This is a genomic window from Nitrosomonas supralitoralis (assembly GCF_003011925.2).
GTDB lineage: Bacteria > Pseudomonadota > Gammaproteobacteria > Burkholderiales > Nitrosomonadaceae > Nitrosomonas > Nitrosomonas supralitoralis.
Genome location: NZ_PXXU01000022.1, coordinates 42,487 through 56,724 on the forward strand (window position 1 = coordinate 42,487; position 14,238 = coordinate 56,724).

The 14,238-nt window shown below is 41.1% G+C and carries 12 protein-coding genes, 1 tRNA gene and 1 pseudogene; 4 read left to right on the plus strand and 10 right to left on the minus strand.

Going from position 1 to position 14,238, the window contains the following annotated elements:
• The first annotated feature begins 419 nt into the window (after window positions 1–419).
• Entirely contained in the window at window positions 420–1,586 is a 1,167-nt protein-coding gene (locus tag C7H79_RS08680; RefSeq protein ID WP_106706892.1) for a response regulator transcription factor, read from the plus strand.
• A 291-nt stretch (window positions 1,587–1,877) separates the two neighbouring features.
• Here C7H79_RS08680 and C7H79_RS08685 read toward each other — a convergent pair whose 3' ends face one another.
• The 9 genes and pseudogenes from C7H79_RS08685 to C7H79_RS08725 form a co-directional block, all read right to left on the minus strand.
• Window positions 1,878–2,492, minus strand: a complete 615-nt coding sequence (locus C7H79_RS08685; RefSeq protein WP_106706893.1) for a cyclic di-GMP-binding domain-containing protein, MshE-related — start codon at window positions 2,490–2,492, stop codon at window positions 1,878–1,880.
• Between the two features lie 95 nt (window positions 2,493–2,587).
• A pseudogene (locus C7H79_RS08690) lies at window positions 2,588–2,713 on the minus strand (IS3 family transposase); the annotation flags it as partial.
• Between the two features lie 298 nt (window positions 2,714–3,011).
• Window positions 3,012–3,632, minus strand: a complete 621-nt coding sequence (locus C7H79_RS08695; protein ID WP_106706894.1) for a DUF1294 domain-containing protein — start codon at window positions 3,630–3,632, stop codon at window positions 3,012–3,014.
• 324 nt (window positions 3,633–3,956) lie between these two features.
• Window positions 3,957–4,033, minus strand: a tRNA-Arg gene (locus C7H79_RS08700).
• 86 nt (window positions 4,034–4,119) lie between these two features.
• The gene (locus tag C7H79_RS08705; RefSeq protein WP_106706895.1) at window positions 4,120–4,338 is read right to left on the minus strand and encodes an osmotically-inducible lipoprotein OsmB; all 219 of its coding nucleotides are present in this window, start codon (window positions 4,336–4,338) and stop codon (window positions 4,120–4,122) included.
• A gap of 404 nt (window positions 4,339–4,742) precedes the next feature.
• Window positions 4,743–5,519 carry a PEP-CTERM sorting domain-containing protein gene (locus C7H79_RS18860; RefSeq protein ID WP_242447217.1) on the minus strand — a complete coding sequence of 259 codons (777 nt, stop codon included), beginning with the start codon at window positions 5,517–5,519 and terminating at the stop codon, window positions 4,743–4,745.
• Between the two features lie 460 nt (window positions 5,520–5,979).
• Complete coding sequence (locus tag C7H79_RS08715; RefSeq protein WP_106706896.1) at window positions 5,980–8,445, minus strand: EAL domain-containing protein; 2,466 nt, start codon at window positions 8,443–8,445, stop codon at window positions 5,980–5,982.
• A 21-nt stretch (window positions 8,446–8,466) separates the two neighbouring features.
• Window positions 8,467–8,904, minus strand: coding sequence for a response regulator (locus C7H79_RS08720; protein ID WP_106706897.1), 438 nt, complete (start codon window positions 8,902–8,904; stop codon window positions 8,467–8,469).
• Complete coding sequence (locus C7H79_RS08725; RefSeq protein ID WP_197714614.1) at window positions 8,897–11,359, minus strand: sensor histidine kinase; 2,463 nt, start codon at window positions 11,357–11,359, stop codon at window positions 8,897–8,899. The genes C7H79_RS08720 and C7H79_RS08725 overlap by 8 nt, the downstream gene beginning before the upstream one ends.
• A 365-nt stretch (window positions 11,360–11,724) precedes the next feature.
• Here C7H79_RS08725 and C7H79_RS19220 point away from each other — a divergent pair, with 365 nt between their 5' ends.
• The 3 genes from C7H79_RS19220 to C7H79_RS08735 all read left to right on the plus strand — a co-directional run bounded on the left by C7H79_RS19220 (window position 11,725) and on the right by C7H79_RS08735 (window position 13,984).
• The gene (locus C7H79_RS19220) at window positions 11,725–11,853 is read left to right on the plus strand and encodes a hypothetical protein (RefSeq protein ID WP_258577629.1); all 129 of its coding nucleotides are present in this window, start codon (window positions 11,725–11,727) and stop codon (window positions 11,851–11,853) included.
• Between the two features lie 1,073 nt (window positions 11,854–12,926).
• Window positions 12,927–13,583 (plus strand): alpha-ketoglutarate-dependent dioxygenase AlkB family protein, encoded by a 657-nt coding sequence (locus tag C7H79_RS08730; protein WP_242447218.1) that lies wholly within the window; start codon window positions 12,927–12,929, stop codon window positions 13,581–13,583.
• Between the two features lie 134 nt (window positions 13,584–13,717).
• Entirely contained in the window at window positions 13,718–13,984 is a 267-nt protein-coding gene (locus C7H79_RS08735) for a hypothetical protein (RefSeq protein WP_106706899.1), read from the plus strand.
• 67 nt (window positions 13,985–14,051) lie between these two features.
• Here the strand turns inward: C7H79_RS08735 and C7H79_RS17915 are convergent.
• Window positions 14,052–14,238 (minus strand): hypothetical protein (locus tag C7H79_RS17915; protein ID WP_172592389.1); only part of this gene is annotated, 187 nt, incomplete at its 5' end.

Consider the following 14,238-nt stretch of genomic DNA (forward strand, 5'->3'; position numbering starts at 1 on the left):
TGCCTAACATTAATCTCTGCAGAGATTCTTACAATTCACTTTAAATAATTCTAAAAATATTTAAAGTTATTTAGAAATAATCCGAATATAACTCTGCTTTATTAGAGGATAGAACACTGACTTGATACGAGGTAGAAAAGAAAATTTTTAATGATTATTTTTTTATGGAGTCATATCTAAGCATATAAACTTGATTATGCACATTCATGAAGTTTTACATGATAAGTAATTGAAGAATATTATGTTATATTTCTATAAATAAATATACATTTGCGGTTAAGAATTTTATATAAAGCTTGTTCACGTAAGCATAATTAATTATTCTTAATTCAATAAGTTCATTAAATTGTTCTTGCAGCAAGCCGAAAGGTAGTATGTTAAAAGATAATTTGTAGTAAACCTGTCTAAAGGTAAAGATAATGGCCAACAAAGCAGAACATGTAATTGCGAGAATTGCGCATAAACGTCCGGATGTTACCAGAGTTCTGGTTGTCGTTGACAAATATGTTTCTGGTCAAACCTTAAAGAATCTACTTCAAGAATGGGAATACAATATCACTGGAATTTGCACATCAAGTCAAGAAGCTTTGGAAAGAATAAATGAAGATAAGCCACATCTTATTCTTACTGACATTGAATTAAATGATTGTGATGGAATATATTTTACACAACACTTGAATTTGCAATCAGACAATTCGAATCTTTGCATATATTTTACAGCATATGCTAGTGATTCAATTGTACAACGTACAACGATGCTTGCTTCTGCGATAGGATGTGATATTAATAAATATAATACAGAGAAGCAATATGCTGATTTTGAGTCTTGTTTTTGTCAACGTCTCGGTATTGATATTACTAATAATGTTAACCTGCCTGCAGAGCAACCTATCAAGGTTTTATTGGTTGATGATCAGCAAATTGTCCTGTGGGGCTTAGAGAAATTAATAAATAGCAAGCATCCAAGAATGGAAGTTATTGGCACAGCCACAAATATTTCTGATGCCAAACAACTTGTCGTTGATAAAATGCCGGATATTATTATATTAAATATATACTTGGATGAAGTTGAATGTGTAAAGCATATTCCATTTTTTTCTAGTGAAGGGAATGCGCGAGTGATGATATTCACCGATACACAAGATAAAGAAGTAATTGATCGCGCTGTATTAAGCGGCGCACGAGGTATTGTGCACAGAAAAGAATCGATGGAAACGATGCTCAGAGCTATAGAAAAAATTCATGAGGGAGAGTTATGGCTTGATCGAATAACAACTGGTCGCATTTTTCTCCAAAGCTCACGTATGAGGGGGAAGGTGCCTCCCGATACTAGCACTGATAAGATTACAATGCTTACTCGTAAGGAATGTATGATTCTTAGAGCATTCTCAGATGGCACTGGTGGAGAACAAAACAAGCAAATTGCTGCAAAATTATGTATGAGTGAACATACTTTGCGTAACCATTTAACTTCTATTTTTAGCAAGTTGGGGGTCAAAAATCGATTCAGCTTATTTGCTTACGCTAAGCAGCATTTTCAACAATTAGAATCCTCTGTAACCAAATCGTTAAATGATTACAATTAAGGGAGTCTGGAGAAAATCCAACAATTATTTCGTAGAGAACAAAAGAAGAAAAATAATTTTATTTTAAAGGTATTGGTTTTAATACTTTATTTCTAATTTGTTGCAAAAGTTGCATTGAATACCCAATTAGATCGAGAGGTTTTTAAATACAGAAATAATGAAATGAGTGCCTGCAATCCCGAACGATATCGAAGTGCTTAGTGGTAGTGCTTTATATACAGTAGCTGAGATTGAATGAATCGCCAGCTGGCAGATAACAGTGCTACCTATTGATTCGGAAAAAGTAGTATCTTATTTATTGAAGTTGTTCCTTGTAATAGCATATTCAGACTCTGATAAAGAAAATTGATAAATTGTGTGTTCAATTTGTTCAATTTGTTCAATTTGTTGTGTATTGACAAAATTTATTGACTGTCTTCCCTGTAAAAGCTTCGATCTAATCAGCATATCACTTGCAAAAAAGCGAGAGTTATCAATTTCGCAAAAGGTTCTAATTCTAATTGAAACAAAGATATTAACATTTTCACGTCCATAACTCGTCGCTGAGCGAATAGCAATCAATTGATCGGCCTTAAGTAGTTCAATGAGCTCATCGATAACACTAAAGGGGAGGCAGAGCTTCTTAATAATTTGACGCAAGGTAAAAGTCCCCGCTTCTTGATAAACAGCCTTTAATAAAAGGTCGCTAAGAAACGCCTCACTTAATCCTGTACTGATGATTTTTAACGGTATAGGCGGAACCGGATGAAGTATTTTCTTTATCTGTTCAGGGGTTAAAAAGCCTAATGAAACCAAGCTATCTTCTAATTTTCCACCACTCTGTTTCTGGTTGATCTTTGCCTGAACTAATTGTGCCGCTGATATGAGTCGTTCTCTAATTAATAATTCACCAATTGGATCTGCCATAACACTTTCCTTAATATAAAAGATTAAAAGTAATAAGCTGATGTTTCACTAGATAACGAATCGTCCCGATATTTCTGGAAACTTTTTTGTTTGAGTCAGGCTGCATCAACTGACCCTTTTAATTGGCGATAATATGTCATTTCAAATTCTGCCGGTGGAATATTTCCAATCGGTTCCAGTAACCGGCGATTGTTGAACCAGTCAACACACTCCAGGGTGGCAATTCCATTTGCACAGTGATACTGTGAATCAATCTGTAAGCAGTTCTGCATAATTGAGTTCAGCAATTGGGTAAAGATCGTAGAGGTAGCTGGTTGAGTATTCGTGGAATACTGAAGGTAATTGTCACCAAAGCCAAGAAAATAGCATTTTTGGATCAAAATAACTAAGCCATTGATATAAAGACATGATTTATAAATGACTCTCTATTTAGTGTGAGCTGCGGATTAATAGTCAGAAACTCCATCGAGTGTTAACTGCCTTGGAAATGTGTTGACTTCATCTTCCGCCAAATTATTACTACACTTTGACATTGAGAATGGAGTGCAGAACAACAGAGCCTTCAACTGTATGCAACCAAATAAGCCCACCACAGTTAATTATGACGGTTGCCCAGAAAGTGATTTGAAACGACTGTTTCTTTGACTTATGGCGCAGAAACCTTTGAGCAAGTAATGCTCCAGGCCAACCGCCTATTAGTCCAAGAAGATGTAAGGTACTTTCTGGGGTTCTCCAATGGTTATTCTGTGCTGCTGATTTGTCCAGTGCATAGGCCGCAAATGCCATGATACTTGCACTAAGATAAAAACCTAGAACGATAGTAGGTAGCTTTCCAGCAAACACCGAGGCTGCCACCAAAATAACAAAAAGAATGACCCACACAAGCGAAATAGACCTTCTGTCTTGCGTAGAAGAGGTGGCAGGCAAGCGGCCAACCACGAATGCTACATTCTCAGCTCGCATGCGACCCTTTTGATCAGTTTTTAACTCGTAGGACACAATTTGATTTTCGGTAGGGCGCCGCTTTCTATTAGTACATGCATTGATGTGAACAAACACCTGCTCAACACCACTATGTTTAGTAATAAAACCGAATCCTTGATCGTCATTCCAACTTGTTATCTTACCCTGATAACGCATAGCAAATCCTCAGTGAATAAAATTGAAGTATGTTATCGACAAAATCTTTTGTAATTTTAGTGTCAATTAATACTTGCGTGGATGCACCTATAAAGTCACCTGCCAATTATTTGAAACAATCATCACCGGTGCAATCACTTCTCGCAAATAAACACCGTAAACCAAAGGGGGCAGATCAATGCTTTACTGATGAAATTGAGAAATCGAGAGTGGGATATTTTATGTACGTCATGAAATAAGATTAGCATCCCTAGTCAATTTGCCCAGGGCATCACTTTGAAATGGAATTCTCAGTGTGACTTCTTCTAAAGCATTAAGAAAGAATGGCGCGCCCGGCAGGATTCGAACCCACGACCACTTGGTTCGAAGCCAAGTACTCTATCCAACTGAGCTACGGGCGCTCTATCTATATCTTACATAGTCTCCGAAAAGCGGACACCTTTAACCTTGATCCTTTAAGCAACCTTGCGAATACTGATTGAAATCGTTACTTTTTGTGCTTGCCCTTACCCATCTGGTTACCAATAACACCGCCTACAGTTGCACCTCCAATCGTTCCCAGAGTGCTACCATTAGTAAGGACGGCGCCACCGACAGCTCCGACACCCGCTCCTAAAGCTGTGTTTCTATCCCGTGTTGACATACCTGAACAACCACTTAAGGCGACTATTACTATTATGACTACCGCGTTGACTATAATTTTCATTGAAGCACCTTTTGCCAAATTTAAAAATATCGGAAGATTTCTTTATTTCTTTAATATTGCAACCAATCGTTTAGAAAAGTCGAAGAGGGCGATTCCTAAAATAGTTTTTGCAGCAATATTCATGCTGTGCTGCATAGCGATCGTGCGAGAGATAGCTTGGTATTGTCTTAACTTATTGCCCAACTAATAATGGATCTAGCTCGATCGTTGAATAATACTGCGAGGAAAAGCTATTGTTTTATCAGTAACGTCGCAGTGGTCTGTTAAATTTCTAGCGGTAGCATAAAAAATAATAATTCGCATACGCTTGCAAGACCTTCTAAAGCATTTGTATCGGAATGAGCGTAAATAACTAATATAACCGGGGGCCTAAACCTCCATTCTGGTTTAAATCTGAAACTAATTTAAATGGCTGATTCTTTTCTGCGTCGCGCTACGAAACCCAACAGCCCCAGTCCAGCTAATAACATGGCATAAATTTCTGGTTCAGGAATAGGAAGCGGAGAGACAAAAGGAACGGAGGCAACGTATGCCAGCTCGTTGGCCAACAGCCCCCTTGCATCAACTCCGGGATAGTGAAAGTTTGTTGTTGTTTGCCCGCCAAAGGCAACGAATCCGCTACCCCAATCCATGACACTAAATATACTTCCTGCAGACCCGTCAATTAGACTTGTGAGAGGACCGGTTACCGTTGCATGAGAAAAGAAGCTTCCTGTGTATTCGGTTGCAATACCGCCGTATGTGAGCCCAGCTGATACACCAGCGGTATTGATAGTTGCAACAGAACTGTGAGTAGACTGAGCAGAGTCATAATGCAGAGTAACACCAAATCCTAATGAAAATGTTTCTCCTTCGTTAGGGGCAGAATTGATAAATAGATGGCCACCTCCTGCAACATAGTTCTCAAGGAAGCTTTGATTGCCCCCAATAAATGACGAAAGCTCGTTTGCATTGTTGTCGCTTCCATCAAGAAATACAAATTTCGCCCCACTGAAATCAGCGATGTTATACCCGGACTTACTCCAGTTGGTCGCACCGAATACTGCTGACATCGCGCTATCGTTTGTCTTATTTTCCCATGGATCTTGACTCGTCTGGTAGACATAATCAGCTGCGTAAGTAGTCGACGAAAAAGCAAAAAATGCTATTGCAATCGCGTTAAATTTAAACTTAGCAAGCATAACAATCTCTCTTGAAATCAATTAATAAAATGTACATTCACTGGCTTTTCATTATACCTAATAATCCATTTAAGGTCTTTAGTTAGAATACTGTGCTTTTCTGGATCAGAGTGAGTGAAATCTCCTTTTGTATTTGAACATGACACTAGCCTAGCCCGGCTGGCATGGTCTAATAGACTCGGACAACTCAGTTAAGAGAAAATAGTCTTAACTGGAGGAAAAATGGTAACAAGAACGCTGACCTGGTATCTTCACTAAGACAATTAGCCCATTTTGTCCAACTTGTGCTGACGGGATACGATCGTTTATTGGAGAAGTCAGTTGATGCAGCCTGACTCAAACTAAAAATTATCTGGAAAAGCCAGGCCGATTCAAATGAGATAGCTATCAGAAATCATGTTATGCAGTAATTATTTTCAGCTACTACAACGTTAACATCGTTATTATTTGTAACAGATTTCTATTCATGTTGAAGCAATTTTGTTTGTAAAAATTTCATCAATTCATGCCAGGGTAAAGGTTTGCTAATATAATATCCCTGCACCAAGTCACAGTCATGAGTACGCAAAAACTCTAATTGTTGCACGGTTTCAACACCCTCAGCAATCACCTCAAGACCAAGTTTATGTGCCAGTGAGATGCTTGCTTCCGCTATCGCAGCATCGCTTTGATCATTGATCAGATCTCTCACGAAAGTCTGGTCGATTTTTAGCACATTAAGCGGTAAACGCTTTAAGTACGCCAGCGACGAGTACCCGGTCCCAAAATCATCAATCGCGATCCTCACACCTAATGCATGTATCGCTCTCAGCGTTTCGGCGGCACTCATCGGATCTTTGATGAGAATATTTTCCGTAATCTCTAGTTCTAGCGCTTGTTGGGGCATCTGTTCGTCTTGTAACGTTCGATTTATCTTTTCATACAAATATTCATCATTAAACTGGACGGCAGAAACATTGATGGAAACACGAAAATTATCAAATCCCGCTTCGCGGATAATGCGGTGGGCTTTACAAGCCTGACGCAGCACCCATTCGCCGACAGGAATAATCATGCCTGAATTTTCCAGCAGAGGTATAAAATTAACAGGTGAAACGAATCCGCGCAATGGATGCTGCCAGCGAATCAATCCTTCTATGCCGATAATGCGACCACTGCGTAAATCTAATTGAGGTTGGTAATACAGCAAGAATTCCTCACGTTTTAAAGCCAGGCGCAAATCTCCCTCTAACTTTAATAATTCATGGCCGCGCGCATTCATTTCGGATGCATAAAAACGATATTGATTGGGTCCGCTTGATTTTGCCCAATACATGGCAATGTCGGCGTGATGTAAAAGATCTTCTATCTGATCGCCATCGTGAGGATACAAGGCAATACCGACACTGAAAGTGACATAGATGTTTTGTGATCCAATAACTATTGGACGCTCAAAAGCGGTATGTAGCTTTTGTAACAATCTAAGCACATCTTCCGTGTTTTTGATATCAGTGGCTACAATGGTGAATTCATCGCCGCCATGACGTGCAACCGTGTCATTTGACCGAAAGCAACCCTTTAGCCGCTCAGCAAATTGTTGCAACAAGAAGTCACCGGCTGCATGGCCTAGATTATCATTGATTCTCTTGAAATTATCCAAGTCCAGGAATAATAAGGCAACGTATTCGCCTTGCCGTTTTGCATACTCCAGCGCTGATGTGAACCGGTCAACAAGAAAAAAACGGTTTGGCAAATCGGTCAATCGATCATGATTAGCCTGATGCCACAGTTCAGCCTCAAAATGTTTCCGATCAGAGATATCTCTCATGATAGTCGACAGATACTCAATACTGCCAGCAGTATTCCGGTGTGCCAGTATCACCTGTGAAACCGGCAATCCTTTTCCTCCAGCACCCCGTAAAACTGTTTCTCCATTCCAGATGCCATACTCGCGGACAACTAACAGGGCTTGAGAGATGTGCCGTTGCGATGCGTCATTAAGCACCAGATCCTGCATATAATACGTACTGATATCTTCTTCGAAATTCAAACCTAGAAGGCGACGCCCCGTTTGATTCAAATAGCGAAGACAGCCTTCTTGTTCAAAAATAGCAACTAGATCAGGTGTCGCCTCCAGAATAGAAATCAGTCGGGCATTTGCTTCCTCAACCTGCATGCGGGTAGTGATATCTCGACCTGTGGACACAAAATGCGTAATGTGACCCTGCACATCTTTCAATGGCGTAATCACTTTCTCTTCATGAAACAATTCTCCATTTTTGCGGCGATTGATCAATATGCCTTTGAAAATCTCACCACAGTTAATGATGCGCCATAACTTTTGAAAAAAAACAATATCATGCCGGCCAGAACTGAGAACAGCAGGTGTACGTCCTTGTATTTCATTAGCCGCATAGCCGGTAAGCTTTTCAAAAGCCGGATTGACATATTCGATACGTCCTTTGGAATCGGTAATAAAAACACTGTCAGTTGCCTGTTTTACTACTAACGACAGCTTGCGCAGTATCTGTTCTGCTTGATGGCGCTCTCGACGCGCCTGTGCTTCACGTAGTTCACGTTCAATCGCAGGTAGCAGACGGTTCAGATTTTCTTTCATGATATAATCCTGTGCGCCGCTTTTCATGGCTTTTACAGCGGTGTCTTCACCGATAGTTCCAGAAACGAAAATAAAAGGAACATCGGGATCGTGCTGACGAACGATTTCGAGTGCGCGAGTCCCGATCAAACTCGGCATTGAAAAATCCGAGACAATGATATCCCATGATTCCTGTAGCCTCATATTTATATCGCTTTCAGTATCAACCCGTTTCCATTCAAGCATCAATCCTTCTGACTGAAGATGGTCAATCAATAATTGCGCATCATCCTCCATATCTTCAATGAGCAATATACGCAAGGGCGTCACGTGATTCTGAGTATTCGACATGAATACGTTTCCTGTTTTATGTTAGCCACGCGGCGTTTCATTCAGCAATAACCAGTAGAGCCCCAGTTGCCCTGCTGCTCTTACAAACTGATCGAAATCAACTGGTTTTCGTACATAGCTGTTGGCTCCGAGCGTATAACCTTTGAGCCGATCTTCTTCCTCATTGGACGATGTCAGGATGACCACCGGCAACTGCCGGATGCGTTCATCAGCCCGAATACGACGCAACACTTCCAGTCCGTCAATCTTGGGAAGTTTTAAATCCAGTAACACGACTGCTGGCCAATCCATAACATCGCGTCCTGCGTAAGCGCCTTCCCCAAATAAGAAGTCGAGTGCTTCAACTCCGTTACGGGCTACAATTACATTATTCCCGATTCGATTTGCCTCCAACGCCTCCAGTGTCAGCAATTCATCATCTGGATTGTCCTCTACCAGCAGTATCGCCTTTTCACTCATTTGCTATCTCTCTCTCGTTCAATGTAAAATAAAAAACCGCGCCCTGATTGACAGCACTGTTGGCCCAGATGTGCCCACCATGTTTATGGATTATACGTTGCACAGTTGCTAGCCCGATACCGGTACCAGAAAACTCGCTGTTATCATGTAATCGTTGAAAAGCTCCGAATAATTTATCCGCATAAGCCATGTCGAAACCAGCACCGTTATCACGTACGAAATAGGTTAAATTGTCATCCAGATTAAAGCCCACTTCAATCCTAGCTTCGGAGTCGGAGTGTCGATTGGTAAATTTCCAGGCATTGCTCAGTAGATTATCCATAACTATACGCAGCAAATGAGCATCGCCATGAGCAATCATTCCAGGCTGCACTGAGAACTGCACCATACGCTCTGGCTCATCCTGACGCAATTCCTCTAATACTTCGCTTGCCAGTTGCGTAAGATCAACTGATTTCCATTTGAGTTCTGTGCGGGTAACCCGCGACAACTTGAGCAGGTCATCAATGAGATTCGCCATGCGCTGAGCGGCAGCGCGTATCCTGGAAAGCCGATCCTGCCCTTTGCCATCTAGACGATCAGCATATTCGTTGAGTAATGTGCGGCTAAAACCATCAATGGCCCGTAATGGTGCACGCAAATCGTGAGAAACAGAATAACTGAACGCTTCGAGTTCCTGATTGATTGCCTCCAGCTTCATTGAGCGAGTGTGCAGATTTTCATTCAGTTGTTCAATTTTACGCTTACCTTCTCTACGTTCGCTAATATCCTGCAGAATGCCGTCAAAATAGATCTCTCCGGTGATATCTTTCTTCATTACGGCAGTTAGCGAAGCATAAAATTCTCGTCCCTGCAATGTTTTCAAAAGTACTTCGTGATCGTGGATATGGCCATGACATATCACCGTGTCAATGAATGTTTTTCGATCAACAGGATTACAATACGATTCGCTGAAGGGGTGAGCAAGCAATTGTTCAATAGATTCTGCTTCAAAAATATCCGCCATGGCCTGATTTACTTCTAAGAACTTCCCTTCCTTATTGGGTTTGTTACGATATACGCCCACAGGCAGATTGTTAACCAGTTTTTCGTATCGCAACTTGGTCTGTTCTTGTGTTTTTTCAGCTTGCTTGCGTGCAGTAATATCTCGAATAATGCTTGTTACCAACAACCCCTGATTCGTTTCCAACGGACTTAAGCTGATTTCAACTGGAAATTCACTACCATCGCTGCGTCTCCCATGCAATTCAAGGCCAGCCCCCATGGGGCGAGCAACTGGATTTGCAAGATAATTTTTCCGGTGACAGGGATGTGTTGCACGGAATCGCTCGGGTATCAATTTTTCTATTGGTTGTCCGATCAATTCATTTTGAGTATAACCAAACCACTTTTCGGCCTGGACGTTAGCCATGGTAATGTGTCCGTCTTCATCTGCGATGACAATGCCGTCCGGAGCTGATTCGAGCAGTCCGCGATAGCGTGCTTCACTGCTTCGCGCATCCGCTTCAGCTTGCCGTCGGCGTATGTCGTGATAGGTAATTATTCCACTCAATAGCGCAAGCAAAGGCGCCAACACTACGAATGCGTTGATCAGATTGCGAACGTGTCCAATTGTGCTTGCATTAATGTTTGAAGGCGGAATATAAGTAACAACTATCCATTGTTCGTTCCCTACAAAATTTTCTGGTTCTTTCGACGCTAGCTTAGATGTGGTCGGCGTTATTCGAGCATAGGTAAACAATCCTTTTTCGTCCAACCAGTGACTAATTTGAGGGCCATTCAGCATAGCCAGCCAAATGGTTTCTCCATATTCATGATCGAAACGCATCTCTTGACGATCCGGATACATAAACCCCCATTCCATGTTCGGGTGTGGGCCAAGTAGCCAATAGCCTTTTTTGTTGAGGAGCCATAGACTGCCGGGGCTCTTATCTGCGATCACGCGCAGATGGTTGAGCAAACGTTGACCCCGATAATTAAGCACGATAAGACCGCGTCTTTGACCCTTGTTGTCGAATACCGGTGTGCTTAAACGTATCGTCGGTTTTATTGGATGTTCTATGGTGCCGCGTTCAATATTAAGATCGAATGATGACATAAAGACGTCTCTTTCATTCAGAGCAAGTGTATTTTCTACATAGTAACGATCATTTTCTGTCTGGAGTTCTCCTTCTGTAACAACTTCAGATTGCTCCTCATTCAAGTTGACGCGCACAACTTCTTGTCCGTGTTCATCCAAGAAACGAACTTGATCATACAATTTCCGACTTTGGGTAAACGCCAGAAAATCGGCGTTTAGATGGGATCGAGAGATAGAATCTCCAGTATCCAGCCATTGCTGTAGTGACGAATTTTCCGCAAGATACAATGCGTCGCCGTGTAATACACTGAATACAGCATCGACAGTCTGGCTTGCAAGCTGTATCGATTGCTGCTCGCTGACTTGCATTATCATCAGGGTTGCAGTCATATGAGTACGATAAAGATACCATAACACAGCGACCAAAATTAAAATTAAGGGTATAAGTAAGCGTAAGAAACGGAACATAAACTGACAAGTCAGCGTGCTCTTGAGAATCGATGTCATAGATACCCAATCAGACCTAATTAAAAGTTTTTTTGCCTAAGAGCCTGTCTAAGTCTACTTTAAATTCAGGAATTTAATCACCACGGCTCTTTTTGGGATTTTTATCTTTAATCAAGCGACATAAGCTATTATTTCAGCTGATGATATATAATATGCTATTTTGAGTGCAGCTTGCAAATAGCGATGTAAAAATGAAACGGAATCGCTCGTAGTCAGGGAAAGAAGCAGATCAGTTGATAGACGCTTTTCCGGATCATTTGGCTACATTGATACGTTTTACCCCGACAACGGATTACCGGGCATGTGAGATTTTCGGAGTCGAAGGAACCGCGTCATTGCAACGCGGCGCACTGCATGATTGAATCGTACTAAAAAGACACGCCGAGCTGTTTCTCGATGAATATAATGCAATAGCCGCATTAGAAGCGCAAATCGAAAAACATTCACACTTCTACTTTAAGTATCGCGGGAAACCATTCTGTGAGATTTAACTAATATGACTTGGGGAAACGCGAAAAAAGATCGCGCAATATGGTGGATCGTAACGGTAAATTTGCTACATCCGAAATTCTATGGTTTACAGTAAGTAGTCTTCATGAACACCTGAACGTAAAGATGTAAGCGCAGGCAAGATGAGTCCAGGTGGATGTTGTGATTCGGCAGCATAAAACCTTAGGAGAATCGCAATATTCTTGCCTAAGATTAGGCATTGAAAAGCAGATATCAGAAAAAAGAAACCCAGTACATTTAAAAGTAAGAGAGACAAATGTACTGGGTGAGGGTGCGTGAGGGCTTATTTCTACGCAAGGAAGAGCAAAACTGAAATTTACAATCACCCGGATCGCGTAAGGAATGCGACTGCTGCGATATGCAAATCACATAATTGATGAACAGTTGGCATATTACAAGAGAAATTGCCTAACTACAAACAATTCTCATTATCATTGTTGATAGAACTGGAACTAACCCACTCTTCGGTAACTGACAACTAATTTTTGTCTTTGTCTCATATTGAATTATGTATCCCAGATATTAATGGCGGCGATGCGATGGGATTCATAGGAAATAGAATTATGCTGCAATATATCTTGCTGTGTTTAGCGTGTATGCGAGAGCCCCGCTAAGTTAACTGTACCTGAGCGATAATAGAGGAATGAAAAATTCATCGACTCTATACAAATGCCATCGATTCCCATCTGATGTTATTCAGTACCCAGTATGACTGGTTGAGAGAAAGTAGTATGCGCTGATTCAAGTCTATGGTACTGGCACAACGATTATTGGTCGTCCATGCGACTGTGAGCAATCTATTTAATCTTGACCGTTGTTTAGTCATTACTGGAATCTGAGACAAGGTGTTTTTGCGTGTTGGAAAAAGATAACGGTAGCTTAAGTTCAGTAAATTTAGTATCTCAGTCATCCCGCTAGAGTTAATTTGGCAATACCCACCGAAGAATATAAGGATATGGATTTATTTACACACGCTCCAGTTACTCCAGAAAACCTTTTACCCAAAGACGGTGAGGTGAATTATTACGGGCCGATTTTATCACTAGAGGAATCGGATAATTTTTTATCGACGCTTTTGAAAAATATCGCTTGGAAGCCTGATGAGGCGATTATTATGGGCAAACACATTTTCACCAAACGTCTTGCCGCATGGTATGCGGATTTGCCGTTTAAATATACCTATTCGAAAATTACCAGGCGGGCTTTGCCTTGGACACAGGATTTACTTGATTTGAAGGCTATTGTCGAACAGGTTAGTGGTGAGAAATTCAATTCATGTTTGCTCAATCTTTATCATGACGGCTCTGAAGGGATGGCATGGCACAGTGATGAGGAAAAGGATTTAAAGAAAGATGGTGCAATTGGTTCCTTAAGCTTCGGAGCGGTAAGGAAATTTTCATTTAAGCATAAAAAGGACAAGCAGACGATTTCGCTTATGCTTGGTCATGGCAGCCTTTTAGTTATGAAAGGAACAACCCAAAACCACTGGGTTCATAGATTACCTCCATCCAAATTAGTACATACATCTAGAGTAAATTTAACATTTAGAAGGATTGTAAGCAACCGCCTGGATGCATCATGAAGGTACTGCCAAGTTAGCTTTCATAGCGCATCCAACGCTGGAATTCTTGCCTTTAACCCAGATTTCCCATTAGGTTTGATTTCTAATGGAAACCATTAGAAATCAAACCTAATGGGAAATCTGGGATAAATTGAGTGGTTACGATATTACCCACCGTAGATTTCTCCCTGAAACGATTCACATCACTTCTCAGTACATCAGCAATTACGCTGAGCTTTCTCACCAATAAACTCGAATATGTGAACGAGCCATGGTATCGGTTCAAATTGACGGAACAGGCTCAGCAATTCTTGGAGAACCATGCCGCCGTGGGTAATTTATTAAACCTTAGTCGTCATCTTGATTGTCGAGATTTGACACAAGTGGCTTTTGCGGCTCTAGAAAAGGCAACACTAGCTTAAACTTTGCAATCACACTGTTTCGGTTTAACTGAAAATTTACTTGGAAATAACATTTTTAGGATTGACACTACCATTCAACTTTACCTGCAAGCGCCCAGGTCGATCCTCTGTCGGTTGAAATGTAAGTGCTCGTTCGTGTAACACCTAAAATGGTGCTATCAAGTGCAAAGTTAGGAGATATGCGGAATTCGGTAAATTGAATGTTTTGTTGCAGCAGTGCAGCACCTACATTTTTAGAAGATAGGATTTGTCCA

Coding starts and splice junctions, on each gene's coding strand:
- C7H79_RS18860 (WP_242447217.1), bottom strand. CDS start 5,519: ATGCTTGCTAAGTTTAAATTTAACGCGATTGCAATAGCATTTTTTGCT.
- C7H79_RS08715 (WP_106706896.1), bottom strand. CDS start 8,445: ATGTCGAATACTCAGAATCACGTGACGCCCTTGCGTATATTGCTCATT.
- C7H79_RS08705 (WP_106706895.1), bottom strand. CDS start 4,338: ATGAAAATTATAGTCAACGCGGTAGTCATAATAGTAATAGTCGCCTTA.
- C7H79_RS08685 (WP_106706893.1), bottom strand. CDS start 2,492: ATGGCAGATCCAATTGGTGAATTATTAATTAGAGAACGACTCATATCA.
- C7H79_RS08680 (WP_106706892.1), top strand. CDS start 420: ATGGCCAACAAAGCAGAACATGTAATTGCGAGAATTGCGCATAAACGT.
- C7H79_RS08720 (WP_106706897.1), bottom strand. CDS start 8,904: ATGAGTGAAAAGGCGATACTGCTGGTAGAGGACAATCCAGATGATGAA.
- C7H79_RS08725 (WP_197714614.1), bottom strand. CDS start 11,359: ATGATAATGCAAGTCAGCGAGCAGCAATCGATACAGCTTGCAAGCCAG.
- C7H79_RS08695 (WP_106706894.1), bottom strand. CDS start 3,632: ATGCGTTATCAGGGTAAGATAACAAGTTGGAATGACGATCAAGGATTC.